Here is a 26,463-nt window from a genome sequence, read left to right on the forward strand (position 1 = left end):
ATCAAGTGCCCGGATCCGCTCCTCATTCCTGAAAGCAGTCATTGTTTTTTGGCATTTTCCGCCTATATTGCGCCGCAACGCGCGAGGTCTGCCCGGTCGATTGGCCGGGTTTCCTATTTGGGGCTGCCGGCCCCTTCCGCCGAACGAGTTTCGCGAGCGCGCGTCGCAAAGCTAACAGCTTGATTCGACTATCATAAAGCGCGCGCCCCGCCGGGGACAGAGCACGGGCTCTTGAGAAAGCTTAGAAGACACCGACCATGAACCTCCGAAATATCGCTATCATCGCCCACGTCGACCACGGCAAGACCACCCTGGTCGACAAGCTGCTGCAGCAGTCCGGTACCTATCGCGAGAACCAGCGCCAGGTCGAGCGCGCGATGGATTCCAACGATCTGGAACGCGAGCGCGGCATCACCATTCTGGCCAAGTGCACCTCGGTGCAGTGGAAAGACACCCAGATCAACATCGTCGACACCCCCGGCCACGCCGATTTCGGCGGCGAGGTCGAGCGCATCCTGTCGATGGTCGACGGCGTGATCGTGCTGGTCGATGCCGCCGAAGGCCCGATGCCGCAGACGAAGTTCGTGGTCGGCAAGGCGCTCAAGCTCGGCCTGAAGCCGATCGTGGCCATCAACAAGGTCGATCGGCCCGACGCGCGCATCACTGAAGTCGTCAACGAGGTGTTCGACCTGTTCGCCGCCCTCGACGCCACTGACGAGCAGCTCGATTTTCCGATCCTCTACGGCTCGGGCAAGAACGGCTGGATGGGCACCTCGCCCGAGGCCTCCCACGATGACGGCATGCAGCCGCTGTTCGACCTCGTGATCAAGCATGTGGCGCCGCCGGTGGTCGAGGAAGGCCCGTTCCGGCTGCTCGGCACCATTCTCGAGGCCAACCCCTATCTCGGCCGCATCATCACCGGGCGTATCGCGTCCGGTACGGTGAAGCCGAATCAGGCGGTCAAGGTGCTGTCGCGTGAAGGCAAGCTGATCGAGACCGGCCGCATCACCAAGATCCTGGCGTTCCGAGGTCTCGAGCGCCAGCCGGTGGACTTTGCCGAAGCCGGCGACATCGTCGCCATCGCGGGCCTCACCAAGGGCACCGTGGCCGATACGTTCTGCGATCCGGCGGTCGAAAGCCCGCTGCAGGCGCAGCCGATCGATCCGCCGACCGTGTCGATGTCGTTCATCGTCAACAACTCGCCGCTCGCCGGCACCGAGGGCGACAAGGTCACCAGCCGCCTGATCCGCGACCGTCTGCTGCGTGAGGCCGAGGGCAACGTCGCGCTACGCGTTGTCGAATCGCAGGACAAGGACGCGATGGAAGTGTCCGGCCGCGGCGAATTGCAGCTCGCGATCCTGATCGAGACGATGCGCCGCGAGGGCTTCGAGCTTTCGGTGTCGCGTCCGCGCGTCGTGTTCGAGAAGGATCCGGCCACCGGCCAGACGCTGGAGCCGATCGAGGAGGTCGTGATCGACGTCGACGAGGAGCATTCCGGCGTCGTCGTGCAGAAGATGAGCGAGCGCAAGGCCGAGCTGATCGAGATGCGCCCCTCAGGCGGCAACCGCCTGCGGCTGGTGTTCTACGCGCCGACCCGCGGCCTGATCGGCTATCAGGGCGAGCTGATGACGGACACCAAGGGCACGGCGATCATGAACCGCCTGTTCCACAACTACCTGCCCTACAAGGGCGCGATCCAGGGCCGCCGCAATGGCGTCCTGATCTCCAACGACCAGGGCGAGGCCGTGGCCTACGCCATGTTCAAGCTGGAGGACCGCGGCCCGATGATGATCGAGCCCGGCTGGAAGGTCTACAAGGGCATGATCGTCGGCGAGCACACCCGCGACAATGATCTCGAGATCAACGTCCTCAAGGGCAAGCAGCTCACCAACATCCGCACCACCTCGAAGGACGAGGCCGTCCGCCTGACCCCGCCGATCCGGATGACCCTGGAAAAGGCGCTGGCCTATATCGAGGACGACGAGCTGGTGGAGATCACGCCGAAGTCGATCCGCCTGCGCAAGAAGCATCTCGATCCGAACGAGCGCAAGCGCGCCGAGAAGCAGAAGGAAGCGGTGGCGTAAGCCAAATTCCGCTCTTTCCTTCGTCATGGCCGGGCTTGACCCGGCCATCCACGGTCTGGCGCCGTGGAAGCTACGGCGTGGATGCCCGGGTCAAGCCCGGGCATGACGACGGAGTTGGATGAGCCAATGTCCTTCCCATCCTCCATCGACATCGCCATCATCGGGGCGGGCGCCGCTGGTCTCGGCGCCGCGCACGCGCTGCGCGACAAGGGCGTCTCCTTCGTCGTGCTGGAGGCGCGCGGCCGCATCGGTGGGCGCGCCCGCACCATCATGGCCTCGCCTGACGTGACCTTCGATCTCGGTTGCGGCTGGCTGCATTCCGCTGACCGCAACTCTTTCGTCGCCATTGCCGAGCAGTTGGCCTTTACCATCGACAAGTCGCGGCCCCCCTGGCGCGACCAGGCCTATGAGGCGGCGTTCCCACGTGCCGAGCGCGACGATTTCCTCGGCGCGCTGGAGGCGTTCTTCACGCGCTCGGCTGACGCTGCGAAAAGTGGCCGCGACGCGCCGGCGAGCGTGTGCCTCGAGCCCGGCAATCGCTGGAACGGCATGATCGATGCGATCTGCACCTATCTCAACGGCTGCGAGCTCGACCAGATGTCGCTGCTCGACTTCGAGGCCTATGAGGACACCGAGCTGAACTGGCGCGTCCGCCGCGGCTATGGCGCACTGGTCGCCGCCTATGGCGCGGGGCTGCCGATCGCGTTGAGCTGCAATGTCAGCCTGATCGATCACGGCGACAAGCGCATCCGCCTGACGACCTCGCAGGGCACGCTGACCGCCGACAAGGTGATCGTCACCGTACCGACCAATCTCATTGCCGGCGAAGCGCTCCGTTTCACGCCGGCACTTCCCGCCAAGGTCGACGCTGCTGCCGGCCTGCCGCTCGGCCTCGACAACAAGGTGACGCTGGCGCTCGACGGCTGGGAGCACCTGCCAAAGGATTCCGGGATGCGCGGGCGCAGCAGCAGCGCGCGCGTCGGCAGCTTCCAGCTGCGTCCGTTCGGCCAGCCCTGCATCGAGGGTTTCTACGGCGGCAGCTTCGCCCGCGAGGTCGAGGCGGCGGGCGAGGGCGCATTGGCTGCACAGGCGATCGACGACGTCGTCGCATTGCTCGGCAACGACATCCGCAGCAGCCTGCGCCCGCTCGCCGAGTCCCGCTGGGGCGCCGATCCCTTCGCGCGCGGGGCCTATTCGCACGCGCGGCCCGGCCACGCCGACAAGCGCGCCGTGCTGGCCGCGCCGGTCGACGATCGCCTGTTCTTCGCCGGCGAGGCCACGCCGCCGGATTTCTTCTCCACCGCCCACGGCGCCCGCGACTCGGGCGAGCGGGCGGCCAAGGAAGTGCTTGCGTCGTTAGGCAGGCACTGACCTCTCTGCCGTCATTGCGAGCGCAGCGAAGCAATCCAGGACCGCACGGGTGGTGAGAGTCTGGATCGCGTCGCTACGCTCGCGATGAGGGTGCCTCAAACAGCGACCACCTCTCCCACCATCCGCAGGAACGCCCGCGCCGCCTGCGTCTGGTGATGCTCCCGATGGCGCAGGCTGTAGAAGTGCCGCTTCGGCAGTTCGAGATTCGCGACAGCCAGCAGCCCCGCCTTCACCGCCCGCATCACCACCAGCCGCGACAGAACCGTGATGCCGGCGCCGGCTTCGACCGCGCCGCGCACGGCCTCGTTGGACGGCAGGTCGAACACCACGTCGAGTTCGGCCGGCGTAATGCCAATCCGGCCGACCGCCGCTTCGAGCACGGCGCGCGTGCCGGAGCCCTGCTCGCGCAAGACCCAGCGCGCCGCCTTGAGATCGTGGACCGCGACCGGCGTTCCCCGGCACAGCGGATGATCGATCGGCCCGACCAGCACCATCTCGTCCTCCGCCACGGGCTGGGCTGCGAGAATGGGATCGTCGACGTCGCCCTCGACGAAGCCGAGATCGGCAGAGCCCTCTCGCACCCGCTCCGCGACCTGCTCGGTGTTGCCGATCGACAGCTCCAGCCTGATGGCGGGATGCGCGGCATTGAAGCGGTGAATGAAGGCCGGCAGCCAGTAGCCGGCGATGGTCTGGCTGGCCGCCAGCGCTAGCTGCCCGCGCTTCAGCCCGGCGAGGTCGTCGAGCACGGTTTCGGCGGCGGCGGCACGCGCGAGCACCGCCTTGGCCTCGATCAGAAACGCCTTGCCGGCCGCCGTGAGCACGATGCGGCGGCCGACGCGATCGAACAATCTGGTCTGGTAGCGCGCCTCGAGCGCAGCGACGGCCGCTGACGTCGCCGACTGCGTCAGATTGAGCTCGCGTGCCGCCTGGGTGACGTGCTCGCGCGTGGCGACGGCAACGAAGATCCGGAGCTGCTCGAGCGTCACATGGTCTCCTCAAGCATGATCCGGAAAAGTGCGCAGCGGTTTTCCGAAAAGATCATGCGCAAACGACAACCGAAACCGCGATGACGATTCATCCTGATCTCATCGCGCTTTAGGTCGTCAGCTTCACCAGCGCCAGGCTGAAGCCGGCGATGAACAGGAAGGCTGCAAAGCCCAGTGCGAGCGGCCGCAAGCCCTTGGCTTTCAGCTTGGCGAAATCGGTTTCCAATCCCATGGCCGCGAGCGCCATCGACAGCAGGAAGGTCGTCGCGGTCACGATCACCGTCTTTACCTCGGCCGGCACCGTGATGAGGCTGTTGAGCCCGACCAGTGCGATGAAGCCGAACACGAACCATGGCAGCGGCGGCTGCGCGCCGGTTTGGCCGTGCCCACCATGGCGCGCCCGGCGCGCTGCCAGCAGGCCGAGCGTCAGCACCACCGGCGCCAGCAGCATCACCCGCGCCAGCTTGGCGATGGTGCCGAACTCTCCTGCCTGCTGTCCTCCTTGGAACGCGGCGGCGACCACCTGCGCGATCTCGTGGATCGAGGCCCCGCTCCACAGTCCGAAGGCGTGGGCGTCGAGATGCAGGAGGCCGGGCAGCAGCGGATAGGCGACCATCGCGACCGAGCCGAACACGGTCACGCAGGCCACCGCATAGGCGACGTCCTCGTCATGCGCGCGCGTCACCGTGTTGGTGGCGATCACCGCCGAGGCGCCGCAGATCGAGGTTCCCGCGGCGATCAGCTCGGCGAGCTTGCGGTCGACGCCGAGCAGCCGTCCGATCCACACCGTGAACAGGAAGGTGCCGGTCAGGCTCAGCGCGATCACGAACAGCCCGCGCGCGCCGACCTCGACGATCTGTGCCGCCGTCAGTTGCATGCCGAGCAGGATGATGGCGAACCTCAGGACCCGGCGCATCGCGAATGCGACACCCGGCTTCGCGCGCGTCGGCGTGCCGACGACGTTATGCAGCGCCATGCCCGCCACGATCGCCAGGATCATCGGGCTGAACATCCCGAGGCCGGGCAGCAGGCGGAGCCCGAAGGCGCCGGCCGCGATCGCGGCCGAGAGTGCCAGTCCCGGAAGCAACCCGGGCCGACCCGGCGTCGCCGACGCGCGGGCATGTCCAGAATGAGCGGCAATTGGTGCATCGGCGGTCAGATCGTGCGAAGGGGCAGTCATGAAAAACTCTCCCAAACCAGAGGTTTGAAAGAGAATTCCATGCTCCTAATGATCGATCCAACGAATTATATCGGATATATCGTTCGATTCAATCGATTATTCGGCGTTTCATTGCTCCAGCACCCGCCGGCGGAGCTCGGCATCCGGCACGAAGCACGAATCGTATTTGCCGAAGATGTGGTAGCGATTGCGGGCGACAACGCCATAGAGGGCGTCGCGCAACGGCTTCGGCACGGTGAACAGCGCGCGCGTCCAGCCCCAGCCCTCCAGGTTCGAGAGCACGGTCAGGGCCGCATCTGATTTCAGATGAGCGCGGCCGCCATGCACGACCGCGTTGGTATCGGGCTCCTCGGGATCGATGCCGAAAGCCTGCGCCAGCCTGACGCCATAGGGCGACTGGATCGGCGTGAAGCGGAAGCGCTTCGCCGTGTCGCGCGCAATCACGAACCGGACCCAGCGCGAGCAGAACACGCAGACGCCGTCATAGAGGATCACATCATCGTCGGGCCAGTCCGTCGCCGTGTTCGTCATCATCGATTGTCCATCGTCAGCAGCGCGACCAGCATCAGCACGATCGCGGGAGCCGTCTTCACCAGCGCGCCGAGCGGTTCGAGCCAGAGGTCAGGGGTGAACAGCGCACACCCGATCATGTAGCCGAGTGAGACGAAGATGCCCGCAACGAGCCCGAGCACCGCGGTTCGCCGAAACGCGATCAGCAGCCCCACCGAGATGTCCATCATGCTGGTGATCGCCGCGAACGGAACGGCGAACCAGTCGGGCCAGCCGCGTGTGGTCAGGATCGCGGTCGTCGCCGGGAATGACACGAACAATGCAATGCTGCCCGACGCGACCCAGAACAGCACGAGGCTGACGAGGATCAGCGCCTTGACCAGGAACAGCCGTGCGAACCACTTGTCCTGGATGGTGGCGCCATGCGCGCCGACGGTCCCGGCCAGCGTTGCCGGCGCGATGCCGGTCACTGCGGTCCAGGGCGCGGGATCGCCGCGGACGCCGCGCCGGAGCTCGGTGATGGCGGTGGTGCGCATCGGCGGCATCCAGCCGAGCCGGCTCGAGATGTCACCGGCGAAAGCGCCGAGATCGATCAGCAGCGCGGGCACCGCGATGCGTGGCCAATCCGTTGTGCCGTAGCTGCGCCGAAACGCGCCGATGACGTCGCCAAGCGTCACCGCTTCGGCCTGCATCAGATCCCAGCTCACCGCCCGCACGGCCTCGTCGTCGATCGGCCGCGCGGCGAGCCAGGCGATGGTCGCGGCGATGTCGGCGACCGCCACCGGCTGGAACGGCGTCGCCGCATCCTTGGCCGGCAGATCGACCGGAAGCGCCGCGAGCGCCCGCACCATTGCGCTGCCGCCATAGGCCGAGGGCGCGATCACGAAGCCAGGGCGCAGGATCGCATGCGGAATGCCGGACGCTGCGATCAGCCCCTCCGCCGCGCGCTTGGTGGTCGCGAACGACGTGTGGTCCTCGTCGGCGATGCCCGGAATCGAGACGTGAACGAGACGGGCACTGCGACCGCATGTCGAGATCGCCTGCAGCAGCCGGGCGACGAAATCGCGATGCACGGCATTGGTGTCGCTGCCCGGGCCGTCCTGCAGCACGCCCAGGCAATTGACGACGACGTCGATCTGGTGGGCGCGAATGAGCCCCGCCAATGCCGTCGCATCCAGCGCCATGATCGGCAGCTCGATGTCGAGCGGCGATGCCTGCTGCGAGGCGGAGAACGTGCGCGCGATGCCGAGCGCCGTGAAGCCGCGCCGGCGTAGATCGTCGGTGACGAAGCGGCCGATCAGGCCGGAGGCGCCGAGCACGAGCACACGCTGAGTGGCGATGGATGTCATGCGTGCCTCGTCAGAACGGCTTTGCGACCATCAGCCAGAGAATGGCCATGACCGAGCCGAAGCCGGGAATGCCGCACAGGAACCAGCGGCGGAAGACGATGAAATAGCGTGGCGGCAAGGGTTGTGAGTTCGTGTCGGCGGCACGCGCGAGATCGCGCAGCTCGATCTGCATGAAGATCACGGGCACCCAGAACAGGCCGGCCATCGCATAGAGCGCGAGGGAGGTGAGCAGCCAGCGTTCCGACAGCGAGGTCGACGACAGCCACATCAGCACGCCGCCGGTCACCGGCTGCAGCAGCACCGCCGACAGCGTGAACAGCATGTCCGCGATCACGACGACGCCGGCGGTGCGCGCGATGAACGCGGCCTCGCCGCTCAGATGCGCCATCAGCATGAAGAATGCGATCCCCGTGCCGGTGCCGAGGATCACGATGGCGCCGAGCACGTGAAGATATTTAATGAGGAAATACAGCGTCATCGTGTCCTTGTTAGTGGCGCCTCATCGGACGCGGTGGACAGCCGCGCGCGCACGGGAGAGCGCTTCCGACACGGCCGTGATACCGCCTTGCTGCTCGGCGAGCCAATGACCCTCATGAGAGAACGGCGGCAACAGCCTGAACTCCGCGGTTCCGCCGGCGAAGGTGAATGCGTCGGCCAATTGCCGCGACAATGACGGTGGGAAGTAGCTGTCATTGGCCGCAACGAGCCAGGTGACATCGAGGCGCGCGTCGCGCCCGAAAATGCGCACTGCTTCGCGCAGTCGCTGCTCCGCGCACACGCGCCCCTCGACGTCATCGGCGTGTCCACCGCGTCCGGGCGCGAACACGATAATTCCCGAAACGAGATGCGGCGACTGTGTCGCCAACGCCAGCGCGCCCCAGCCGCCGGCGGAGTGGCCGACGACGAGCGCGCCGCCTTTCGCCACGAATGGCTGCTCGCGCATGTAGGCGAGCGCCCGGAGGATCTGTGCGGCGGTGGCGCGTCCCGCCTTCTCGTAGTTCGCTTCCTCGCAGCCGCCTTGATCTTCGACATACGGCCCGCCGGTGCGGCCATGACCGAGACGCTCCGGCACCAGTACGGCATAGCCGCGCGCGACCAGTTCGCGCGCCAGCGCCGTGTAGCTCGGCTGTGGCATCTGCGCCCGCCGCAGCGCGTTCTGCGTCGAAGCGTGGGCGATCAAGGCCAGCGGAAACGGTCCGTCTCCAGCGGGCCGATACAGCAGTGCATGCGCAGGAATTCCGGGTTCGGTGGATGGCACCAGCCATTGCTGCTGCCGCGCCGTCTCGCCCGCGGGCGCGACCGGGCCGAATGTCTGCGCCCGCGCGCCCGGTCCGGTCAGGACGGCGAGCACGAGCAACCATGAGACGCAGCGAAGCAGTGCCATTCAGCCGGACGGGAGGATGTTGAGCCTCGGCCACACTAGCCGACGCCATGGCTGATCAGATGCAGTTTTTAGTTCGACCTATGAACGTGCGGTGACAGAGCACCGTCAACTCGCGACAATGTTGCGAAATTGTCCCCTTTCGGCACAGGTTTCCGCCACGGTGATGCCGAAAGTCCACAGGTTAACCGATCTTTAACGTGGCACCTTGAAGGCGGACCGCTGACTTGCTTTGATCCCGTCATGAGCACAACCCTGATCGAAGTCCGTCCGGCCAAGGCTGCAGATGCGGCTGCGGTGGCGTCAGCCCATGATGAAGCTTGGCGTTCTGCCTACCAGGGGATCATCCCTGGCGCAGAGCTGGAGAAGCTGATCAACCGTCGCGGCCCGCAATGGTGGGACAGCGCGATCCGCAAAGGCAGCCGCGTCAGCGTGCTGGTGTTCAACGACAAGGTCGCAGGCTATGCGAATTACGGCCGCAACCGCGCCCGCAGCCTGCACTTCGACGGTGAAGTCTACGAGCTTTATCTGCGACCGGAATTTCAGGGGCTGGGGTTCGGTCGCCGGCTCTTTCAGTCCGCCAAGCGCGATCTCGCGCAGAGCGGCCTGAAGAGCATGGTGGTGTGGGCGTTGTCCGACAACGATCCCGCCACCGAGTTTTACCGCGCGTTGGGCGGCCGCATGGTCGCGCGCTCGTCGGAGCGCTTCGGGCCGAAGTCGCTCGACAAGGTCGCCTTCGCCTGGACCAACTGAGTCCGGCGGACTTAAGCTCTCGCCGCGTTAAGCGTTAACGCGGCGGTGAATTGAACTGAAGGTCAGGGATTGAGGTAGCTGTTGCGCAGCCGCGATTTTTTTGCGACTGCGAATGCGAGCGCTCGTCTTGCGGGCGTCCGACCCTCAAACGTTCAAGTCCTCAAACGTTCAAGTTCTACGGAGCATCCATGCGCATCGACGCCATCCCGATCGGGAAAGATCCGCCGCGCGAGGTCAACGTCGTCATCGAAGTGCCTGTCGGCGGTGAGCCGATCAAGTACGAGCTCGACAAGGAAGCCGGCACGCTGATCGTCGACCGGTTCCTCTATACGGCGATGCGCTATCCCGGCAATTACGGCTTCATCCCGCATACGCTGTCGAACGATGGCGACCCGTGCGACGTGCTGGTCGCCAACACCCGCGCGATCGTGCCTGGCGCAGTGATGAGCATCCGCCCGGTCGGCGTGCTGCTGATGGAGGACGAGGCCGGCGGCGACGAGAAGATCATCGCGGTGCCGTCCTCGAAGCTCACCCAGCGCTACGACAAGGTCCGCAGCTATTCGGACCTACCGGACATCACGCTGCAGCAGATCCAGCATTTCTTCGAGCACTACAAGGATCTCGAGCCCGGCAAATGGGTCAAGGTGCTGCGCTGGGGCAATGCCGACGATGCCCATCAGCTGATCAGCGAGGGCATCGCTCGCGCCAAGGCGACGAAGAAGTAGCAGCTCAGGACAGCCAAGGACGTCATTCCGGGTTCGGCTCTGCGACCCGCCCCGGAATGACGATGAGGCCTAGACCGCGGGCTTCGGCAGCCCGGCGATGGCGCAGGCGGCGCGCAGGGTGTTCACCAGCAGGCAGGCCACCGTCATCTGCCCGACGCCGCCCGGCACCGGCGTGATGGCACCTGCGACCTCAGCCACTTCGGCATAAGCGACATCGCCGACCAGCTTCGTCTTGCCCTCGGCGGTCGGGATGCGGTTGATGCCGACGTCGATCACGGTTGCACCCGGCTTGATCCAGTCGCGCTTCACCATTTCCGGACGACCCACCGCCGCATAGACCAGATCGGCGCGCGCCGTGAGTGCGGGCAGGTCCCGCGAGCGCGAATGCGCGATCGTCACCGTGGCGTTCTCGTTCAGCAGCAGCTGCACCAGAGGGCGTCCGACGAGGTTGGAGCGGCCGATCACGATCGCATTCATGCCTTCCAGCGAGCCGTGCACGGTCTTGCTGAGGATGATGCAGCCGAGCGGGGTGCACGGCGCCAGCGCGGGCTGGCCGCCCGCGAGGCGGCCAGCATTGTGCGGATGCAGGCCGTCGACGTCCTTGGCCGGATCGATGGCGTTGATCACGACCTCGGTCTCCAGCCCCTTGGGCAACGGCAGCTGCACCAGGATGCCATGCACCGACGGATCCTGGTTGAGCTTTGATATCAGCGCCAGCAGCTCCGCCTGCGAAACGTCAGCGGGCAGCCTGTGCTCGAACGAGGCCATGCCGGCGGCCTGGGTCTGGGTGTGCTTGCTGCGGACGTAGACCTCGGAAGCGGGATCGTTGCCGACCAGCACCACCGCGAGGCCCGGCGTGAGGCCATGGTCGCGTTTGACCCGCGCAACCTCCTGCGCGACCTGTGCCCGCAGATCGGCTGCGATGAGTTTTCCGTCGATGATGCGTGCGGCCATTGCTCTACCTCGTCGTTCAACACAGCCCATTGAGCGCCGGACGCCTGCCGCAAGCTCGACCCCCTCCGGGGGAGGGTAAAGACCGCCGTTGGCGAAGCGACCGCCTCGGTTCGCTCTTGCTGCGTCTGCTCTGACTATTTCCCGGTCGGCTTATGGGCTGCAACGAGGTCGCGCAAGGCCTGATCCAGCCTGGATGGATCGCCGTCGATCGTGACCTGCTTGAGCCGCGCGGTCGTGCCGGAGGTGATTCGCACCGAGGCCTTGGTGACGCCGATCGCCTTGGCCAGGAGCTCGGTCACGGCGCGGTTCGCTTCGCCGCCATCGGCGATCGCGCGCACCCGCACCTTGAGCACGCTGCGACCGTCGGACAAGGTCTCGACGCCGTCGATGGCGTCGCGTCCGCCGCGCGGGGTCACCCGCAGCGCGACCGTCACGCCGCCGGCCGCTGCGCGCCAGGGGTCCATCGCGGCGACGGCGTCAGAAGACGTTGGGATAGATGTAATAGGTGATGACCCGCTGGATCAGCATGATGATCAGGATCAGCACGATCGGCGAGATGTCGAGACCGCCGAGATTGGGCAGCATGCGGCGGATCGGCGCCAGCACCGGCTCGGTGATTCGGTACAGGAACTCGGCGACGTTGGACACGAACTGATTGCGCGTGTTGACGACGTTGAAGGCGATCAGCCACGACAGAATCGCCGAGGCGATGAGCAGCCAGACATAGAGGTCGAGAACGATCAGAACGATGTCGAGAACGGCACGCATGCGGGTCCACTCGTGGGCGAGGTCGCGAATTCGACCTGCGACGCCCGGTAGATATCGGTTCCCCCCCGCCCAAACAAGGGACCGTGCCCGTCAAGGCTAACGGGCGATGTGAGCGTTCTTGACTTGACCGCTGCGCCCACTGTAAATGGCGCCCGATCTGCCGGCCGCCTTTTCCCACCATCGAAGCGGTCGTGTCACGGGGCCATAGCTCAGCTGGGAGAGCGCGTCGTTCGCAATGACGAGGTCGGCGGTTCGATCCCGCCTGGCTCCACCACGCTTCGCCCTTCGGGTTACGCGTGGCGCAGCCACGCAAGAGCCCGAGGGGCGAAGCGTGGTGCCCGGCGAAGCCCCTTGGCGAAGCCGGGCTGACTCAGCCCTCAAAGCCAATCGTCCGGAAAGCGCGCCCGCTACTCCGCAGCCTCCGCCATCACCGCAACCGGCTCGCGCGCCAGCCAGCCGTCGAGAAAATGCGCCAGCCACACCCGCTCGGCGGCGTCGTGCACCGCGCGGCCTTCGAAATGGTGATGGCGGGGACAGGCGCCCGGCGTATCCAGCCGGGCATGGCCGCGCGTCGTCCAGCGACACATCATCGCGTAGGTGACGTCGGGGTGGAATTGCAGCCCGGTCGCGTTCTCGTATTGATAGGCCTGGACGGGAAAGTCGCCGCCCTCGGCCAGCAGGTCGGCGCCGGCGGGCAGGTCGAAGCCCTCGCGATGCCAGTGATAGACGTTGTCGGGCCAATGCGGGCACAGCTTCTGCCCGGCCCGCGTCGGGCGGATCGGATAATAGCCGATCTCGGCGCGGCCTTGCGGATGCGGGGCGACCTGCGCGCCGAGCTGAACGGCCAGCATCTGCGCGCCAAGACAGATCCCCAGGAACGGCCGCTGCTCGCGCAACGGCACCTCGATCCAGTCGATCTCGCGGCGGACGAAGTCGTCCGGATCATTCGCGCTCATCGGACCGCCGAAAATAACGGCACCTGCGTGCTCATCGAGCGTTTCCGGCAACGGGTCGCCGAAACGCGGACGGCGGATATCGAGCGGATAGCCACGGGCGCGCAGCGCGTTGCCGATGCGGCCCGGGCTCGACGTCTCCTGGTGCAGGATGATGAGGACGGGCCGGCGCGGCGCAGCCGCCGGGGCTGGCTTCGAGTGGAGATGCCGAACGTCCGCCTTGGCGGTCCCGTTCGGTTGCAGCGAAGGGTATGGCCTGAGCATCACCTGGCGATCATAGCTAAGCGAAGGTTAACGGTGCGTGAGCAAGTCGACATTGCCGAAGCAAGCGCCGGGCCAGCGTCCGTCAACTCCGTTTCAGCTGCAGCCGCCCGACCGCGTCGAGGATGAAGCCGCGCGGGAACCAGCGCAGCAGGAACGGCACGATCTTGATGCCGATCCCGGGCAGCACGACCCGCTTGTCGGCCATCAGGCCGCGATAGCCGGCTTCGGCCACAGCCTTCGGCGGCACGTTGAGAATCACCGAGTCCACTCCCGGCTTGAAGCCGGCGCGGTCCTGGAATTCCGACGGCACCGGACCGGGGCACAACACGGTGACCCGCACGCCATGCGGCGCCAGCTCCTTGCGCAGCGCCTCGGTGAACGAGATCACATAGGCCTTGGAGGCGTAATACACCGCCATGCCCGGTCCGGGCAGGAAGCCGGCGACCGAGCCCAGGTTGAGGATGCCGCCCTTGTTGCGGATCAGCTGGTCGGAAAAGCGCAGCGACAGCTCGGTCAGCGCCCGGACGTTGACCGCGATCATGTCGAGCTGCTCGGTGCGGTCGAGCTGCACGGCCTTGCCGAACAGGCCGAAGCCGGCATTGTTGACGAGATATTCCAGTTCGACTCCGGCCGCCGACAAGGCGGCCTCGATGGTCGCGCCGGCGTCGGGCGAGGTGAGATCGCAGGGAATGACGAGCGGCGCCGGGCCGCCCTTGGCGGCGATCTCCTGCGCCAGCGCCGCAAGACGGTCCTCGCGCCGCGCCGTGAGCGCCAGACGGTGTCCATTGGCGGCAAACACACGGGCCAACTCGGTCCCGATCCCCGCCGATGCCCCCGTTACGAGCGTGACACGTTCACCCACAATCCCTGCTCTTCGATCACGTTCCGAACATCATCCGATTGCGGCGGACGAGAGCATAGGCAGGCGGGAACATGCAAGCCGCCGCAAAATGCGGGCGAGCGTCCTATCGCCGCAATAGTTGCGGATTCACATAGGTTTACATGAACGGGGAAGCCCGGAACAAAATTAAAGTTTGTTCATCTGGAGTTCCGGGGGCCCGACGCGCCTCAGCCCGGGTCGCTGGCGCTGCGCCCCGCCACGCGGTGCTTCAGGTCGACGCGGTCGCGTGCGGAGATGCCGAGCAGCTCCGAGGCGCGCCAGACCACGTTGTCCTCGAACTCGGTCACCTTGCCGTCGGCATAGACCAGCTGCCACATCATCTCGACGATGCGCAGGCGGCCGGCCTCGTCGACCTCGCGCATGAGGACGCTGGTGAAACGATAGAGATCGACCGCCTCGCCCTCCGCCAGCATGGCCTGGGCGATCAGCCGGTCTGCGCTGCCGGGATCGAGCCCGAAGCGCAGCTCGATCAGGCTGTGCAGCTTGCGCCGCTCGGCCGCGCTCGGCTCGCCGTCCAGCGAGATCACGTGGATCAGCAGCGCGGTCGCCGCCAGCTGATAGCCGTTGTCGTCGAACGCCGGCGTCTGCTGCGGCGAAACGACGTCGGCGATGAATTGGCGCAATCCCTCGAGCATGGCGTCCTTCGGCTGTCAGATTCGCGGGCCGGCCAATCGGCCGTCCTGCTGACGACTATCATATGCGACCGCGAGCGGCGCTCGGCAATGCGTCGTGGCCCGGTCGGCGCATGACATTTCGGTAAGCGTTACGGTATTTCGTAGACCATCATCCGGTCGGCGATGCCGCGCAGCGCAGCCTGCTTCTGGATCGGTGCGATCCTTGCCGCGCTCAGGATGTCCGCCACGCCCGGGCTCTGGATCACCGGCGCGGTGAGATGAATCTCCTGCGCAGTCGACAGGCTCTGCACGCGGGCGGCGATGTTCACGGTCTGGCCGAAATAGTCCTGGCGGTCGTTGAGCATCACCGCGAGGCACGGCCCTTCATGAATCCCGATCTTGACCACGAGGTCCTCGGTGCCGCGCTCGGCGTTCAGCCGCTGCATCGCCGCGCGCATGCGCAGGCCGGCTGACAGCGCATGCTCGGGCTTGATGAACGTCGCCATCACGGCATCGCCGATCGTCTTTACGACCGCGCCCTTCTCGGCATTGATGATCTCGAGCAGCACGCGGAAATGCGCGCGCACCAGATCGAACGCCGCGAGATCGCCGACGCGCTCGTACAGTGCGGTCGAGCTCTTGAGATCGGTGAACAGGAAGGTCAGCGAGGTGATCTTCAGCCGCTGGTCGATGTTGAGATTGTCGGCCTTGAACACGTCGCGGAAGGTCTGGTTGGACAGCATCCGCTTGGCGGTCAGGAACGGCTTGCGCCGGCCGATCAGGTGATGCAGCGCATCCGCCGCCACCATCACCGTCGGCAGCGTGCGCACGCGCGCCTTGTTGTCGAGCGCGAGCTGCAACGGTCCGGGACGGAGCCTGGTGGTCTCGACGGCCGAGCGCCCGCCTTCATATTTGATCGAGAGCTGCTGCACCTCGTCGGTGGGCTCGCCCTGCACGTCGATGAAATGCGCGGCATGGGTGACCGGCTCGAAGACGATGATGAACTGCGGCGGCAAGGTCAGCGAGACGATGGTGTGGTCGCCGGCCTGGAGCTCGCGCGTGTCGATCACCACCTCGTTCGACAGCGCGGCCATCGAGGCCTCGTCGAACTCGACGCCGGAGCTCCAGAACACCTGCTTGAAGTAGTCCCACACCGGAAGTGAGTGCGGGTCGTGGGCGGCGATGCGCCTGACCCGCGGGCTTACCGTGAACGCCGCCTCGACCTGCTGGTCGACAGTCGCCTCGTAGCCGCAGGCGCATAGCCCGCATTGATACTCGTCGGACCGCAGCGATTTCAGCGTGCCATGCGCGTCGAGCACGCCGCCGCAGCCGGGGCACAGCACGTTCCAGGTCAGGTCGAACAGGCCGGTGCGCGAGGCATGGATGAAGCCGGAGATCACGCGCTCCTCGTCGAGGCCGGTGCGACCCGCGAAATCCAGCACGTTGATGCGGTTCAGCTCGTGATCGGCGCCTTCGGCGATCAGCCGCGCGATGGCGTCCGACACGGCCGGATCGGCCGCGTCGCCGGAAGCAGAAAACTTCACGGCCGCCGCGCTCAAGGACATCCGGATCAAATAAGGCGCGATCGATCAGAATACCAGACGCGACCGCTCACCGGGGCGTGATCCTGAACGGCGGCGAGCGGTTCGGCTGCGTCGTCACCACCCCCACGGGCATGACCGGCTCGCGATCGACGAGCTCGATCCTGAACGCGCCGACCAGCCGCGCCAGCGCGAGCACCGCCTCGACCAATGCGAAATGCGCACCGATGCAGACGCGCGCGCCGGCGCCGAACGGCAGGTAGGCGAAGCGCTCCGGCGGCGGCGCGCCCGGCATGAAGCGCTCGGGCATGAAGGCGTTGGGCGCCTGCCACAGCCGCTCGTGCCGGTGCAGCAGCCACGGCGAGATCAGCACCACGTCGCCACGCTTGACCTGGAACTCGGCGATCTGGTCCGGACCGCTCGCGGCGCGCGCAATCAGGAAAGCCGGCGGATACAGCCGCAATGTCTCGTCGATCACGGCGCGCGTGAACGGCAGCTGATCGGGGTTGCCGAGATCCGCAGCGCCGCGAGCCTCCTGCGCCAGCCGCTCCTGATTGGCCGGATCGAGCGCGATCAGATACAGCGCCCAGAACAGCGCCGTCGCGGTGGTCTCGTGTCCGGCGAGGATCATGGTCGCGACCTCGTCGGCGAGCTGCGCATCGGTGAATGCAGCCCCGGTCTCGGGATCGCGCGCCGCCCCCATCAGGTCGAACAGGTCGCGCGGCGGAGCATCCTCCAGCTTGCCGGCGGCGCGGCGCTCGGCCATCAGCGTGGCGATGAAATCGGTCCAGCGCTTGCGGAACCGCCGGCGCGCGAAGTCGCGCGGCGTCGGCCAGGACAGCGGCAGCACGATATCGAGCAGGTGCGGAGCCGCCAGCCGCTCGCCATATTCGTAGACGAAGTCGCGCAAGGTTGCGCCGTGGCGGCCCATCTCGAACGAGAACATCGTCCGTCCCGCGATGTCGAGCGTCATCCGCTGCATGATCTCGCGCAGATCGAGCGGCTGCCCGCATTGCTGCTGCAGCCGCGCCACGGTCTCGTCGGTCACCGCGATCATGTGTGGAACGAGGCCCGAGACGGCGCGCGGCGTGAACGCCGGCGCCAGCGTGCGGCGCTGGTGTTTCCAGGCCCGGCCCTCGGCGATCAGCAGGCCCTCGCCGAGCACGGGACGCAGCACGCGGACGGCGCCGACGGTGCGGGCGTAGTTCTCCCAATTGTCGACCAGCACGTGCTTGATGGTCTCTGGCGTATTGAGAATGTAGCTGGAGTTGCCCAGGAAGCGGCCGCGGATGATCTCATCCTCATAGGCGCGCTGGCTCCAGGTCGCGATCGCGTTGTCGCCCATCATCAGCACGCGACGCAAGGCGCCCATGCTGTCGGGCGCGCGTGGCGGCGCCGGAGGAATCAGCGGTGACCGGGCCTGCGACAGATAGTGGATTTCGGCGGCGCTCATCGGCGGCCCCGCGCGGTCATGATGCGCCGCGAGCGGCCGATGGGTGCCGTGACGCCGGCGCCCGGGAGCGCGCCGATGCAAGGCGAGCCGCAGCGCGGCGGACCGGCAAGGCCGGCCCGAAGGGTCCCGAAGGGAATCATGTCGTCTGCGTTGCGGTTCGAAAGGGGAAGCGCGATGTCGCGCTTCCCGCGGCTGTGATGTATCATCTTACTCCGGTAACTAATTAGTCAGCTCGATCATCGCAATCCTACTTTCCGATGCGGGCCAAAGACGGGCGGCGATGCGTTCCTCATTGAACAGTCCGATGACGGTTCGTCCGATGTCGCCCGCCGGCAGCCGCAATGTCGTTGCCGCATCCGTAGGTACTCCCTTCTGTACGTCGGCAGGCTCCTTGCCGTCGAGCAGCACGATGTCGCGCGGCAGGCCGAAATAGCCGCGCGGGCGCGACATGATGACGATGGCGCCCGCACCTGCATCGGCCTGTCCCAGTGGCCGCGCCGCGCGCAGGTGCACGACGTCGGACGAGCGCGGGAACGGTGAACGATAGAAATGCGTGATCGGCGCGCCCGGCGAGGTCAGCACGATCTCGATATGGGAGGTCGGATCGATCTCCGCAGGGCCCCAGCGCCCATCGGCGCCGGTCTGGCCGCGATAGACCGGTTCACCATTGCGTGCGCCGGTCTCGCCCGAGACGCGATAGACTTCCACGGTGGCGCCGGTCACGGGACGGTTGGTCGGCGCGCCGCCCGGCGTCCCGGTGACGAGGCCGCTGATGCGCACCTCGCGCTCCGGCTGGATTGCGATGAAGGCCGGCTCGCGGCCGGCGATGAACTTGTAGATCTCGCGGAACGCGCGCGGATGGAACGCGACCTCGCGATGATCGAGCGCGCCGACCACGAGATTGGTCGCGCCCTTCAGTGCCGGGCCCTCGGCGGTGATGCCGGTGGGCACGCCGGGCTTGCCGACCAGCCGGCCATCGGCCTGCGCATATTTGTCGAGCCCGTCGCTGCGCAGGGTCAGGAAGGCGGTGCCTTCTGTCACTTCGCTCGTGCCGGCGTTCAGCCCGCGCAGGAACGGGCCGCGGCCGTTGAACTCGCTGCCGGGGCTGTCGTCCCAATCGAACACGCCGTGATTGGGCGTGCCGCACAGCACGGCGTGGCTGACGTCGGCGCCGCCGCCATTCTTCACGACGTTGCGAATCGCGTTGCCGCCGCGCGAGCTGCCGACCAGCGCCACGCGCGTAGCCCCCGTGCGCTCCTTGAGCGCCTTGATGGCTTCAGCCAGCTCGCGGCGCTGGTCGTCGGTCGAGGAGCGGTTCGGCTGCGCCACGGCGTCGTCGTTGCGCGCCAGCGGATCGGTAAAGTTGAGCGCGGCGAGCCGCGCGCGCGGCACGCCGTTGGATTCCATCCGCCACAGCGCCGTCAGCCACAGCGCGGCATGATCACCATTGCCATGCACGAACAGGACCGGTGGAATATCGCCGGAGGCTGCCGCCGCCGTCTGCGCGGCTGCCGGTAAGGTCAGGCCGCTCGTGAGCAAGGGCAGGGTTCCCATGCTCTGCAGCATGGTGCGGCGCGTCAACTTCATCGGCGGTCTCCCTTGGGGCGTTTTTTGGGGTCTCGTTGATTTGTGTTCGTTGGCCGCCGTCGGGATGCAAGCCCCGAGGGTGAGCACTGGACAGCGGCGGACATTCGCAGGCATCACATACGTCCGGCCGGAATCAAGCGATAGTTCAATGCGACAGAGTCCGATGCGACGTTCAAGCCGAGCTGCCGACGTGGAGCGACCTGCATGAATGCACCGCAGAAACGGGAGCTGTTCGCGCCCGAGAGCATTGCCGCGCCGCTGCGGCACGCCGTGTTCCGCCGCATCTGGCTGGCGAGCCTGCTGTCGAATCTGGGCCTCTTGATCCAGGCCGTCGGCGCGGCCTGGGCGATGACGCAGATGACGTCGTCGGCCGACAAGGTCGCCCTGGTGCAGACCGCCTTGATGCTGCCGATCATGTTGATCTCCATGCCCGCCGGCGCCATCGCCGACATGTATGACCGGCGCATCGTCGCGCTGGCGGCACTGGCCCTGGCGCTCGCGGGCGCCGTGACGCTGACGGTGCTGGCCTGGCTCGGTCTCGTGACGCCCGAGCGCCTGCTCGCGCTCTGCTTCGTGGTCGGCAGCGGCATGGCGTTGATGGGCCCGGCCTGGCAGTCCTCCGTCAGCGAGCAGGTGCCGCCGGAGACGCTGCCCGCCGCCGTCGCCCTCAACGGCATCAGCTACAACATCGCGCGCAGCTTCGGCCCGGCGATCGGTGGTGTCGTCGTCGCTGCTGCGGGGGCGGTTGCAGCCTTTGCCGCCAATGCGCTGCTGTATCTGCCGCTGCTGGCGGCGCTGTTCCTGTGGCGACGCGTGGTCGAGCCGAGCCGGCTGCCGCGCGAGCCGCTCAACCGCGCCATGGTGTCGGGCGTCCGCTACATCCTCCATTCGCCGTCGATCCGCATCGTGCTGATCCGCACGCTCGTCACCGGCCTCATCGGCGGCTCGATCTCGGCGCTGATGCCGCTGGTCGCCCGCGACCTGCTGCATGGCGGCGCGCAGACCTATGGCATCATGCTCGGCGCCTTCGGCATGGGCGCCGTGATCGGCGCACTCAACATCGGGGAGATCAGGAAGCGGTTGTCGGGCGAGGCGGCGATCCGCACCTGTGCACTCACGCTCGGCGCCGCGACAGCCGCCGTGGCGCTGAGCACCGAGCCGGTGCTGACGGCGGCGGCGCTCGTGATTGCCGGCGCGGTCTGGATGCTCGCCGTCGCGCTGTTCAACATCGGCGTGCAGCTGTCGGCGCCGCGCTGGGTCGCCGGCCGCGCGCTGGCGGCGTTCCAGGCGGCGATCTCCGGCGGGATCGCCATCGGCAGCTGGGGCTGGGGCCGTCTTACCGACGCGGCCGGCGTCGAGGTCGCCCTGCTGGTGTCCGGCGCGCTGATGATGGTGTCGCCGCTGCTCGGCCTGTGGCTGCGGATGCCGCCGGTGGGCGCCCGCAACGAGGACGGCGAGACCCTGGCCGATCCGGAGGTGCAGCTCGAGCTGACGCCGCGCTCGGGGCCGCTGGTGGTGGAGATCGAGTACCGCGTCGCCGAGGACAACGCCCGCGCCTTCCACGATCTGATGCAGGAGGTGCAGCTCAGCCGCCAGCGCAACGGCGCCTATGGCTGGTCGATCGCGCGCGACATCGCCGATCCGGAATTGTGGACCGAGCGCTATCACTGCCCGACCTGGATCGACTATCTGCGCCAGCGCAACCGCTCGACCCGCGCCGAACGCGAGCTGCATAAGCGCGCGATCGATTTCCACATCGGCGCCGATCCGGTGCGCATCCGCCGCATGCTGGAGCGTCCGTTCGGCTCGGTCCGCAGCCGGGATGACGTCGACCGCACCGCCGAGCAGGCGCCGGCGGTCGCGTCAGCGGCCCGCAGCGGGCCGTAGCCGACGCATCGGCGGACCGGACGTTACTGCCCGTGATCGGTGAGCACCTTCTCGCATGCCTTGGACAGCTTGGCGCGGTGCTCCTTCAAGCAGGCCAGCACGGCCTGGTCGCCGTTGTTCATGACAGCGCGGCAATGTCGCGAGACGTCGCGCGCGCAGGCATCCTGTCCGGGCTGCTGCTGGGCCGATGCCGTTGACGCCATCAGGACGAGGGGCAGGACAAGAGGAAGGACCACCACAAATTTGCTCATGACCGACGCCTCGCTCCCGGCAGTGAAGGTTTGGCGGCGCTTTTAGTGGTCACAACCGGGCCTCGCAAGCGCCTCGGTCGCAGCCGGGGCGCGCAGGGGGAGAGCAAGGAAGGCCGTGCACGCCAGCCCTCAGTCGGCGGCGCCGGCCTCGGCGACCTTGCCGCCCCGCCGGGACACCTCCTTGTCGAGCACCGTGCGGCAGCCGCTGCTGAGCGAGGAACGGTTCTTGATCATGCAGGCGGTGATCGCCGGAATGTTCGGGATCTCGCTGCTGCAGAGACGAAAGGCGTCGCCGGTGCACATCTGCTGCGCCTCGGCGCTGAAGGCGAAGCTGGCGCTCGACGCGAAGGTCGAGAGGGCGGCGGCGCCGACGACCGTCAGAACGGCGTTGCGCAGTAGATTGGCGGACTTCGTCATGGCTGGCTCCCATCGGCTCCGCATCAGCGCGGGCCCCGTGTTCAATGCATCCATCATGGCCTGAGCGCTCTCTAGCAACAGTGACGCGGGTCACGCCAGATCGGGCCATTCAACCCCGGCCGTCGCGTGGCGCAGGCCGATCGCCGCGGCGACATGTCGCTCCGGTGAACTCCCGATGTCAGCCCCGCATGATCCTGGAAATCTTGGCCGATCCTGGTCGTGTTGGCACCGCGTTAAGGATTCGTTGGCACTAATGGAAGCTAATCGAAGGGCCGGACGGCGTTGAAGTCCGGCATCCGTATCTCGCGTTCGGGAAGAGTAACCATGCGTAATGCGTTAGGCTTGCTGCTGGCCACCGTCGTCGGGGCGCTGGCGATCACCGGTGTCTGGTATTGGGTTTCGAAGCCGAACGCCGCCAAGGCCGCAGCGCAAAGCGCGGCCGCAAAACCCTCCGAGCTCACACCGCCGCCCGCCGCGAAGGTCGCCGCCAAGGGCGCCAAGGACGATGTCGAATACACCGGCACCGTGCCGGCGCGCATGGCCGCAGCCGCCCAGGCGCCGGTGCAGCCGAAATCGACCTGCGCCAACCCGGACGCGCTCGGCATCTCGCGCACCGTCGTGGTCGACACCACCGGCGGCCCCGGCTTCGGCCTCGATCATTTCAAGCAGTTCGACTTCCTCGCCGACCGCGAGGTCGTGCTGACCTTCGATGACGGCCCGTGGCCGGTCAACACGCCGGCGGTGCTCAAGGCGCTGGCCGACGAATGCACCACCGGCATCTTCTTCACCATCGGCAAGCACGCGACCTATCATCCGGAGATCCTGCGCCAGGTCGCGGCCGCCGGTCATGTCGTCGGCGTGCACACCTGGTCGCACGTCAATCTCAACGGCAAGAAGATGACCGACCAGACCGCGAAGGACGAGTTGGAGAAGGGCATCAGCGCGGTCAAGTTCGCGCTGGGCGGCACCAATCCCGCGCCGTTCTTCCGCTTCCCGCAGCTGCAGCATCGTCCCTCGGCCGTGGCCTATCTCGGCAGCCGCAACGTGGCGATGTTCTCCTGCGACGTCGACAGCTTCGACTTCCGCTCCAAGGATGCCGATCAGGTCGTCAACACGGTGATGACCGGGCTCGACAAGAAGGGCAAGGGCATCATCCTGATGCACGACTTCCAGAAGAATACGGCGCTCGCGTTGCCGACGCTGCTGCGGCGGCTGAAGGCCGGCGGCTACAAGGTCGTCGCGATGAAGCCGAAGGGCACGCTCGACACGCTGCCGGAATATGACGCGATGGTCGGGCAGGATCCGAAGCTGCCGACCACGATGACCAATGCGCGGCCGATCTCCAGCGTGATCCAGACCGTCTCGCAGTGATGCCCCGCTGCACGGTGGCGACGCGCGAAGGCCGGGCTTTGCCCGGCCTTTCTCGTTTCGTGGCGAGAGCATGATCCGGAAAAGTGGAAACCGGTTTTCCGAAAAGATCATGCTCGGACAAAGTGATCGACGGCCTCACCAATAGATGCCGTGGCGATGCAGCTCGCGGACGATCCGGGCTTCGGTCCAGCTCTTGCGAGGCTTGCTCGCGCGCGCCGATTTCGATCGCCGCGAGGATGTCTGCACCGCACGGGCCGGCTCGGCTGAAGGCGCCGCCGCGACCGCGGGCTGCGGAGCGGTTGGCGTCGCTGCCGCCGCCGGCGCAGCCGGTTGCACGGCGGGCTGGACCGGCGCCGGCGCGGCCGGCACCGGCGCCGGGGTGACGGAGATATCGCCGGCCTGCTGCACATAGACCGGGCGCGGCGCGGGTGCGGCGGTGTCGCTCGATGACAGCGACAGGCTGCGCGTCCCGTCGGCCTGCGCGACGGTGGCGGATGCGAGCACCAGGGCTCCGACCAGGATGATCTGACGCATTGTGAAAGCTCCCCTCGTTGACTGCGGAGAGGTTTAGACGCCGGCACGCGGTATGAATGTGACTTCGGTCACGCTCCGCGCTGCAAGCCTGAATTGAACCTCAGCCGCCGGCACGTCATTGCGGCACCGGGCACCACTTTTCTCAGAACCTTTTGAGAGCTGCTGCGACTTCCGATGAGGACGAGCAGAAGCGCGGGGACGACGCGTTCGTCGATATCCAGGCCAAGATCATTGCGGCGCGTGCGCGTGGGGCGCACGGCACGCGATCGCCCAGACTTGCTACCACAATACCGTCACGGCGAGGTGTTCCATGTTCGCGGAACGATCCTGGCGGCCCGGGTATCTTTGTATGCATACGTCCTGTTCGTTGGTGCTGTTCAACAAGTTCGCCGAATCCGATAGGTCAGTCGAGTTGCGGGAAGGGGCAGGCGCATGCGCCGGATCATGATTGCAGTTCTGGTGTCGGCCGTCGGCCTGCTGGCCAGCCATGGCCAAGCGGCGGCGCAAGGCGGCGAGAACGAGGTCGAGGAGATCTACGTCGCCCGCACCGTTCGCCACGGCCGCGTGGTGCCGTCCGATTTCTGCGCGCCGACCAAGACCGGCTTTGCCCCGGCGCTGGAGGATCAGCTCACGGTCCATGCCGTCAACGTGCAGCCGGGCGATGGCCGGATGACCGGCAGCCCCGACAAGAGCATCGGCGAGATGCGGGTGTGCATCGGCCAGGCGATGGATCCGACCTTGCTCGGCACCTACACCGAAGGCCAGTTCAACGGCATCGCCTTCACCGGAATCGGCGATTGCCGGCTGGTGCGCGGCAACCAGCCGGAGGAGGGCCTGCTCACCCACCGCTGTTTCATGGCGCTGTCGGGATTGCCGGCGCCCTATGTCGGCGGCTTCCTGATCTCGAGCTCGCTGTACTCCAGGACGCCATTCGGAACCGAGAGCTCGCCGCCGGGCTATGCCCAGGCCGGCATCATGGTCATCCGGCTCTGGAAGAAGCGGCTGCCCTGAGGCAGCCGTTCGAACCTCTGGCTCAGGCCGGCGAGAACGTCTGCACGAAGGCGCGCACCGTGGCCGACACCTTGTCCTCGGAGACGTGCCAGGCGGCGCCGTCATCGGCGGCGAAGAAGCTGGAGGCGTTGGAGCCGCCCCAGCGGAACACCTCGAACGACGGCCAGTACCAGATGTCCTCGAGGCTCGAATTGTTGACGATCTCGTGGGCGACCAGCCGCATCGTGCTCTTCGACAGGCAGTCGGCCTGCACCACGGACTCGTATTCGAACGACGTCAGCAGCGGCACCGGCGACACCGTGACGATCACCTTGATGCCCGGCCGTACGCTGCGGACGAAGTCGATCAGGTAGCGCACATTGTCGACGTTCTCCTGCACGCTGGCGGTGCGGAACTTGTACTTCTCCGCCAGCGCCCGCGAGTTCAGCGCGGTCGGCCTGGGGAGCACGAAGGCGCCGGTCTCGCGGTCGAAGAAGGCCGCGGCGACGCCGAGCGTCAGGATGAAGACGTCGGCCTGCTTGATGACGGCCAGCGTGTTCTCCTGGCTCGATCCCGGCGGCAGCAGCTCGACGATGCGCTCGCGGATCTCCGGATCGATCTTGGCGCCGCGCAGCCAGTCGACGAACACGCGGTTGGCGAAGGTCGTGTTGATGTACTCCGAGATCTCCATGTGGTGGCTGTTGTAGCCGCTGTCATTGAGGCTCTTGGAGAGGTTGCGCGCGAAGCACGACCCCATGGTGAAGAAGCGCGTGCTCTTGTCGAGGAATTTGGGCGCGGCGGCGAGGTTGACCGCGATGTGGTTGGTGATCAGCGTCTGCAGGTCGCCGAGGAAGTCCTTGGTCTCGGGATAGCGGCCGACCTTGGCACGGCCTGCCTTGGCGTCCTTGACCTTGCCCTTCTTGGCGTTCGAGCGCGAAAGCTCCAGCGTCTCGCGGTTGATCGGGTTGTCGTAGGCCGGATTGAGCTTGATGGCCTTCTCGAGCGCGGCGACAGCCTCCTCGAACTCGTTGTTCTGAGTCAGGATCTCGCTGAGCGAGAAATAGTCGGCGGCGTCGTTGGAGGCTGCCGCGAGCTTGCGGAACAGCTCCATCGACCGCGTGAACGGGCCGACATGGCTGCAGCGCACCGCCGCGCTGCGGATCAGATGCAGATTGCCTTCGGTGGCCTGCTCGAAGATCTCCGGGTTCTCGTCGAGGATCGCCAGCATCATGTCGCGCGCCTCGGCGCGCTTCTTGTGCGAGCCGTCGTCGATCAGCTGCGCATAGATGAAGCGCGCGTTGATGTCCTTGGGCTCGAGCTCGAGTAGCTTCTGGAAGGCGAGCTGCGCGCTGACGAAGTCCTTGTCCTCGATATATTTGTAGGCGAGCGTCCGGATCTGGCCGACGATCGCTTGAAACTGGGTGTGGCTGTCGAGGGCAGTGGTGCTCATGTCGAGGCTCGCCTTTGTGTCTCGCTCGTCGCGCGTTGCGTTCCGGCCGTCGATCCGGCGTGCGGCGGCCAACAGAGCCGCCATCGCCAGGCGTCGGGTCGAATCGTCACGCGCGCAGGCGTTGCGGCGCCGCGAGTGGGACGTCCCGACCATGGCCTTTCGGATACTGATCGCCACCGGCACGGCCGC

26 protein-coding genes and 1 tRNA gene are annotated in these 26,463 nt (G+C 66.8%); 8 read left to right on the forward strand and 19 right to left on the reverse strand.

Features of this window, described 5'->3' with window-relative positions:
* Positions 1-257: 257 nt before the first annotated feature.
* Positions 258-2,084, forward strand: coding sequence for a translational GTPase TypA (typA, locus tag HL666_RS25255; RefSeq protein ID WP_172133704.1), 1,827 nt, complete (start codon positions 258-260; stop codon positions 2,082-2,084).
* 126 nt (positions 2,085-2,210) lie between these two features.
* The gene (locus HL666_RS25260) at positions 2,211-3,455 is read left to right on the forward strand and encodes a flavin monoamine oxidase family protein (protein ID WP_172184183.1); all 1,245 of its coding nucleotides are present in this window, start codon (positions 2,211-2,213) and stop codon (positions 3,453-3,455) included.
* Positions 3,456-3,550: 95 nt separating this feature from the next.
* Here HL666_RS25260 and HL666_RS25265 read toward each other — a convergent pair whose 3' ends face one another.
* The 6 genes from HL666_RS25265 to HL666_RS25290 form a co-directional block, all read right to left on the reverse strand.
* Positions 3,551-4,441, reverse strand: coding sequence for a LysR family transcriptional regulator (locus tag HL666_RS25265; protein WP_172184185.1), 891 nt, complete (start codon positions 4,439-4,441; stop codon positions 3,551-3,553).
* A 109-nt stretch (positions 4,442-4,550) separates the two neighbouring features.
* Complete coding sequence (locus tag HL666_RS25270) at positions 4,551-5,621, reverse strand: YeiH family protein (RefSeq protein WP_172133702.1); 1,071 nt, start codon at positions 5,619-5,621, stop codon at positions 4,551-4,553.
* A gap of 108 nt (positions 5,622-5,729) precedes the next feature.
* A complete protein-coding gene (locus HL666_RS25275) occupies positions 5,730-6,155 on the reverse strand; it encodes a thiol-disulfide oxidoreductase DCC family protein (RefSeq protein ID WP_246741622.1) in 426 nt (141 codons plus the stop codon).
* The gene (locus tag HL666_RS25280) at positions 6,152-7,480 is read right to left on the reverse strand and encodes an SDR family oxidoreductase (protein WP_172184187.1); all 1,329 of its coding nucleotides are present in this window, start codon (positions 7,478-7,480) and stop codon (positions 6,152-6,154) included. Before HL666_RS25280 ends, HL666_RS25275 begins: the two co-directional genes overlap by 4 nt.
* A gap of 10 nt (positions 7,481-7,490) precedes the next feature.
* Complete coding sequence (locus HL666_RS25285) at positions 7,491-7,958, reverse strand: DUF2269 family protein (RefSeq protein WP_172184189.1); 468 nt, start codon at positions 7,956-7,958, stop codon at positions 7,491-7,493.
* Between the two features lie 21 nt (positions 7,959-7,979).
* On the reverse strand, positions 7,980-8,864 hold the full coding sequence (locus HL666_RS25290; protein ID WP_172184191.1) for an alpha/beta hydrolase family protein: 885 nt from the start codon (positions 8,862-8,864) through the stop codon (positions 7,980-7,982).
* Between the two features lie 240 nt (positions 8,865-9,104).
* Between HL666_RS25290 and HL666_RS25295 the strand changes: the two genes are divergently transcribed.
* Entirely contained in the window at positions 9,105-9,614 is a 510-nt protein-coding gene (locus HL666_RS25295; protein ID WP_006611902.1) for a GNAT family N-acetyltransferase, read from the forward strand.
* 188 nt (positions 9,615-9,802) lie between these two features.
* The gene (ppa, locus tag HL666_RS25300; protein WP_172113024.1) at positions 9,803-10,339 is read left to right on the forward strand and encodes an inorganic diphosphatase; all 537 of its coding nucleotides are present in this window, start codon (positions 9,803-9,805) and stop codon (positions 10,337-10,339) included.
* Positions 10,340-10,408: 69 nt separating this feature from the next.
* On the opposite strand, the gene folD is transcribed toward ppa, so the two are convergent.
* The 3 genes from folD to HL666_RS25315 all read right to left on the reverse strand — a co-directional run bounded on the left by folD (position 10,409) and on the right by HL666_RS25315 (position 12,061).
* Complete coding sequence (gene folD / locus HL666_RS25305; RefSeq protein WP_172184193.1) at positions 10,409-11,293, reverse strand: bifunctional methylenetetrahydrofolate dehydrogenase/methenyltetrahydrofolate cyclohydrolase FolD; 885 nt, start codon at positions 11,291-11,293, stop codon at positions 10,409-10,411.
* 134 nt (positions 11,294-11,427) lie between these two features.
* The gene (locus tag HL666_RS25310) at positions 11,428-11,757 is read right to left on the reverse strand and encodes a DUF167 domain-containing protein (RefSeq protein ID WP_172113022.1); all 330 of its coding nucleotides are present in this window, start codon (positions 11,755-11,757) and stop codon (positions 11,428-11,430) included.
* Positions 11,758-11,770: 13 nt separating this feature from the next.
* A complete protein-coding gene (locus HL666_RS25315; RefSeq protein WP_172113021.1) occupies positions 11,771-12,061 on the reverse strand; it encodes a YggT family protein in 291 nt (96 codons plus the stop codon).
* 198 nt (positions 12,062-12,259) lie between these two features.
* Between HL666_RS25315 and HL666_RS25320 the strand changes: the two genes are divergently transcribed.
* Positions 12,260-12,335: transfer RNA gene (locus tag HL666_RS25320), tRNA-Ala, on the forward strand.
* Between the two features lie 133 nt (positions 12,336-12,468).
* Here HL666_RS25320 and HL666_RS25325 read toward each other — a convergent pair.
* From HL666_RS25325 to HL666_RS25350, 6 genes are all read right to left on the reverse strand, one after another.
* Complete coding sequence (locus HL666_RS25325; protein WP_172133731.1) at positions 12,469-13,278, reverse strand: glutamine amidotransferase; 810 nt, start codon at positions 13,276-13,278, stop codon at positions 12,469-12,471.
* A gap of 82 nt (positions 13,279-13,360) precedes the next feature.
* Positions 13,361-14,140 (reverse strand): SDR family NAD(P)-dependent oxidoreductase, encoded by a 780-nt coding sequence (locus HL666_RS25330; RefSeq protein ID WP_172133699.1) that lies wholly within the window; start codon positions 14,138-14,140, stop codon positions 13,361-13,363.
* Positions 14,141-14,346: 206 nt separating this feature from the next.
* A complete protein-coding gene (locus tag HL666_RS25335) occupies positions 14,347-14,814 on the reverse strand; it encodes a tellurite resistance TerB family protein (RefSeq protein ID WP_172113018.1) in 468 nt (155 codons plus the stop codon).
* Positions 14,815-14,942: 128 nt separating this feature from the next.
* On the reverse strand, positions 14,943-16,358 hold the full coding sequence (locus HL666_RS25340) for an adenylate/guanylate cyclase domain-containing protein (protein ID WP_172113017.1): 1,416 nt from the start codon (positions 16,356-16,358) through the stop codon (positions 14,943-14,945).
* A 46-nt stretch (positions 16,359-16,404) separates the two neighbouring features.
* Positions 16,405-17,787: a cytochrome P450 gene (locus tag HL666_RS25345; protein WP_172133698.1), complete on the reverse strand. Its 1,383-nt coding sequence runs from the start codon at positions 17,785-17,787 to the stop codon at positions 16,405-16,407.
* 219 nt (positions 17,788-18,006) lie between these two features.
* Positions 18,007-19,374 carry a hydrolase gene (locus HL666_RS25350; protein WP_172133697.1) on the reverse strand — a complete coding sequence of 456 codons (1,368 nt, stop codon included), beginning with the start codon at positions 19,372-19,374 and terminating at the stop codon, positions 18,007-18,009.
* Positions 19,375-19,578: 204 nt separating this feature from the next.
* Between HL666_RS25350 and HL666_RS25355 the strand changes: the two genes are divergently transcribed.
* A complete protein-coding gene (locus tag HL666_RS25355) occupies positions 19,579-21,261 on the forward strand; it encodes an MFS transporter (RefSeq protein WP_172133696.1) in 1,683 nt (560 codons plus the stop codon).
* A gap of 23 nt (positions 21,262-21,284) precedes the next feature.
* Here the strand turns inward: HL666_RS25355 and HL666_RS25360 are convergent, their stop codons facing one another.
* Both HL666_RS25360 and HL666_RS25365 read right to left on the reverse strand, forming a co-directional pair.
* Positions 21,285-21,512: a hypothetical protein gene (locus HL666_RS25360; RefSeq protein ID WP_172133695.1), complete on the reverse strand. Its 228-nt coding sequence runs from the start codon at positions 21,510-21,512 to the stop codon at positions 21,285-21,287.
* 129 nt (positions 21,513-21,641) lie between these two features.
* The gene (locus HL666_RS25365; protein ID WP_172113012.1) at positions 21,642-21,929 is read right to left on the reverse strand and encodes a hypothetical protein; all 288 of its coding nucleotides are present in this window, start codon (positions 21,927-21,929) and stop codon (positions 21,642-21,644) included.
* A gap of 324 nt (positions 21,930-22,253) precedes the next feature.
* On the opposite strand from HL666_RS25365, the gene HL666_RS25370 reads away from it, so the two are divergent.
* Positions 22,254-23,300: a polysaccharide deacetylase family protein gene (locus tag HL666_RS25370; protein ID WP_172133693.1), complete on the forward strand. Its 1,047-nt coding sequence runs from the start codon at positions 22,254-22,256 to the stop codon at positions 23,298-23,300.
* A gap of 135 nt (positions 23,301-23,435) precedes the next feature.
* On the opposite strand, the gene HL666_RS25375 is transcribed toward HL666_RS25370, so the two are convergent.
* Positions 23,436-23,834, reverse strand: a complete 399-nt coding sequence (locus tag HL666_RS25375; RefSeq protein ID WP_172184195.1) for a hypothetical protein — start codon at positions 23,832-23,834, stop codon at positions 23,436-23,438.
* 432 nt (positions 23,835-24,266) lie between these two features.
* Here HL666_RS25375 and HL666_RS25380 point away from each other — a divergent pair, with 432 nt between their 5' ends.
* A complete protein-coding gene (locus HL666_RS25380) occupies positions 24,267-24,845 on the forward strand; it encodes a hypothetical protein (protein WP_172113009.1) in 579 nt (192 codons plus the stop codon).
* A gap of 22 nt (positions 24,846-24,867) precedes the next feature.
* Here HL666_RS25380 and HL666_RS25385 read toward each other — a convergent pair whose 3' ends face one another.
* A complete protein-coding gene (locus tag HL666_RS25385; RefSeq protein ID WP_172133690.1) occupies positions 24,868-26,274 on the reverse strand; it encodes a GSCFA domain-containing protein in 1,407 nt (468 codons plus the stop codon).
* Positions 26,275-26,463 lie beyond the last annotated feature (189 nt).

The sequence above is a fragment of the Bradyrhizobium aeschynomenes genome, assembly GCF_013178945.1.
GTDB lineage: Bacteria > Pseudomonadota > Alphaproteobacteria > Rhizobiales > Xanthobacteraceae > Bradyrhizobium > Bradyrhizobium aeschynomenes.

What these genes read in the sequence shown, in the direction of transcription:
- typA (WP_172133704.1), top strand. Translation starts at nt 258, where the DNA reads ATGAACCTCCGAAATATCGCTATCATCGCCCACGTCGACCACGGCAAG.
- HL666_RS25260 (WP_172184183.1), top strand. Translation starts at nt 2,211, where the DNA reads ATGTCCTTCCCATCCTCCATCGACATCGCCATCATCGGGGCGGGCGCC.
- HL666_RS25270 (WP_172133702.1), bottom strand. Translation starts at nt 5,621, where the DNA reads ATGACTGCCCCTTCGCACGATCTGACCGCCGATGCACCAATTGCCGCT.
- HL666_RS25275 (WP_246741622.1), bottom strand. Translation starts at nt 6,155, where the DNA reads ATGATGACGAACACGGCGACGGACTGGCCCGACGATGATGTGATCCTC.
- HL666_RS25280 (WP_172184187.1), bottom strand. Translation starts at nt 7,480, where the DNA reads ATGACATCCATCGCCACTCAGCGTGTGCTCGTGCTCGGCGCCTCCGGC.
- HL666_RS25285 (WP_172184189.1), bottom strand. Translation starts at nt 7,958, where the DNA reads ATGACGCTGTATTTCCTCATTAAATATCTTCACGTGCTCGGCGCCATC.
- HL666_RS25290 (WP_172184191.1), bottom strand. Translation starts at nt 8,864, where the DNA reads ATGGCACTGCTTCGCTGCGTCTCATGGTTGCTCGTGCTCGCCGTCCTG.
- HL666_RS25295 (WP_006611902.1), top strand. Translation starts at nt 9,105, where the DNA reads ATGAGCACAACCCTGATCGAAGTCCGTCCGGCCAAGGCTGCAGATGCG.
- ppa (WP_172113024.1), top strand. Translation starts at nt 9,803, where the DNA reads ATGCGCATCGACGCCATCCCGATCGGGAAAGATCCGCCGCGCGAGGTC.
- folD (WP_172184193.1), bottom strand. Translation starts at nt 11,293, where the DNA reads ATGGCCGCACGCATCATCGACGGAAAACTCATCGCAGCCGATCTGCGG.
- HL666_RS25310 (WP_172113022.1), bottom strand. Translation starts at nt 11,757, where the DNA reads ATGGACCCCTGGCGCGCAGCGGCCGGCGGCGTGACGGTCGCGCTGCGG.
- HL666_RS25315 (WP_172113021.1), bottom strand. Translation starts at nt 12,061, where the DNA reads ATGCGTGCCGTTCTCGACATCGTTCTGATCGTTCTCGACCTCTATGTC.
- HL666_RS25325 (WP_172133731.1), bottom strand. Translation starts at nt 13,278, where the DNA reads ATGCTCAGGCCATACCCTTCGCTGCAACCGAACGGGACCGCCAAGGCG.
- HL666_RS25335 (WP_172113018.1), bottom strand. Translation starts at nt 14,814, where the DNA reads ATGCTCGAGGGATTGCGCCAATTCATCGCCGACGTCGTTTCGCCGCAG.
- HL666_RS25340 (WP_172113017.1), bottom strand. Translation starts at nt 16,358, where the DNA reads ATGTCCTTGAGCGCGGCGGCCGTGAAGTTTTCTGCTTCCGGCGACGCG.
- HL666_RS25345 (WP_172133698.1), bottom strand. Translation starts at nt 17,787, where the DNA reads ATGAGCGCCGCCGAAATCCACTATCTGTCGCAGGCCCGGTCACCGCTG.
- HL666_RS25350 (WP_172133697.1), bottom strand. Translation starts at nt 19,374, where the DNA reads ATGAAGTTGACGCGCCGCACCATGCTGCAGAGCATGGGAACCCTGCCC.
- HL666_RS25355 (WP_172133696.1), top strand. Translation starts at nt 19,579, where the DNA reads ATGAATGCACCGCAGAAACGGGAGCTGTTCGCGCCCGAGAGCATTGCC.
- HL666_RS25360 (WP_172133695.1), bottom strand. Translation starts at nt 21,512, where the DNA reads ATGAGCAAATTTGTGGTGGTCCTTCCTCTTGTCCTGCCCCTCGTCCTG.
- HL666_RS25365 (WP_172113012.1), bottom strand. Translation starts at nt 21,929, where the DNA reads ATGACGAAGTCCGCCAATCTACTGCGCAACGCCGTTCTGACGGTCGTC.
- HL666_RS25370 (WP_172133693.1), top strand. Translation starts at nt 22,254, where the DNA reads ATGCGTAATGCGTTAGGCTTGCTGCTGGCCACCGTCGTCGGGGCGCTG.
- HL666_RS25375 (WP_172184195.1), bottom strand. Translation starts at nt 23,834, where the DNA reads ATGCGTCAGATCATCCTGGTCGGAGCCCTGGTGCTCGCATCCGCCACC.
- HL666_RS25380 (WP_172113009.1), top strand. Translation starts at nt 24,267, where the DNA reads ATGCGCCGGATCATGATTGCAGTTCTGGTGTCGGCCGTCGGCCTGCTG.
- HL666_RS25385 (WP_172133690.1), bottom strand. Translation starts at nt 26,274, where the DNA reads ATGAGCACCACTGCCCTCGACAGCCACACCCAGTTTCAAGCGATCGTC.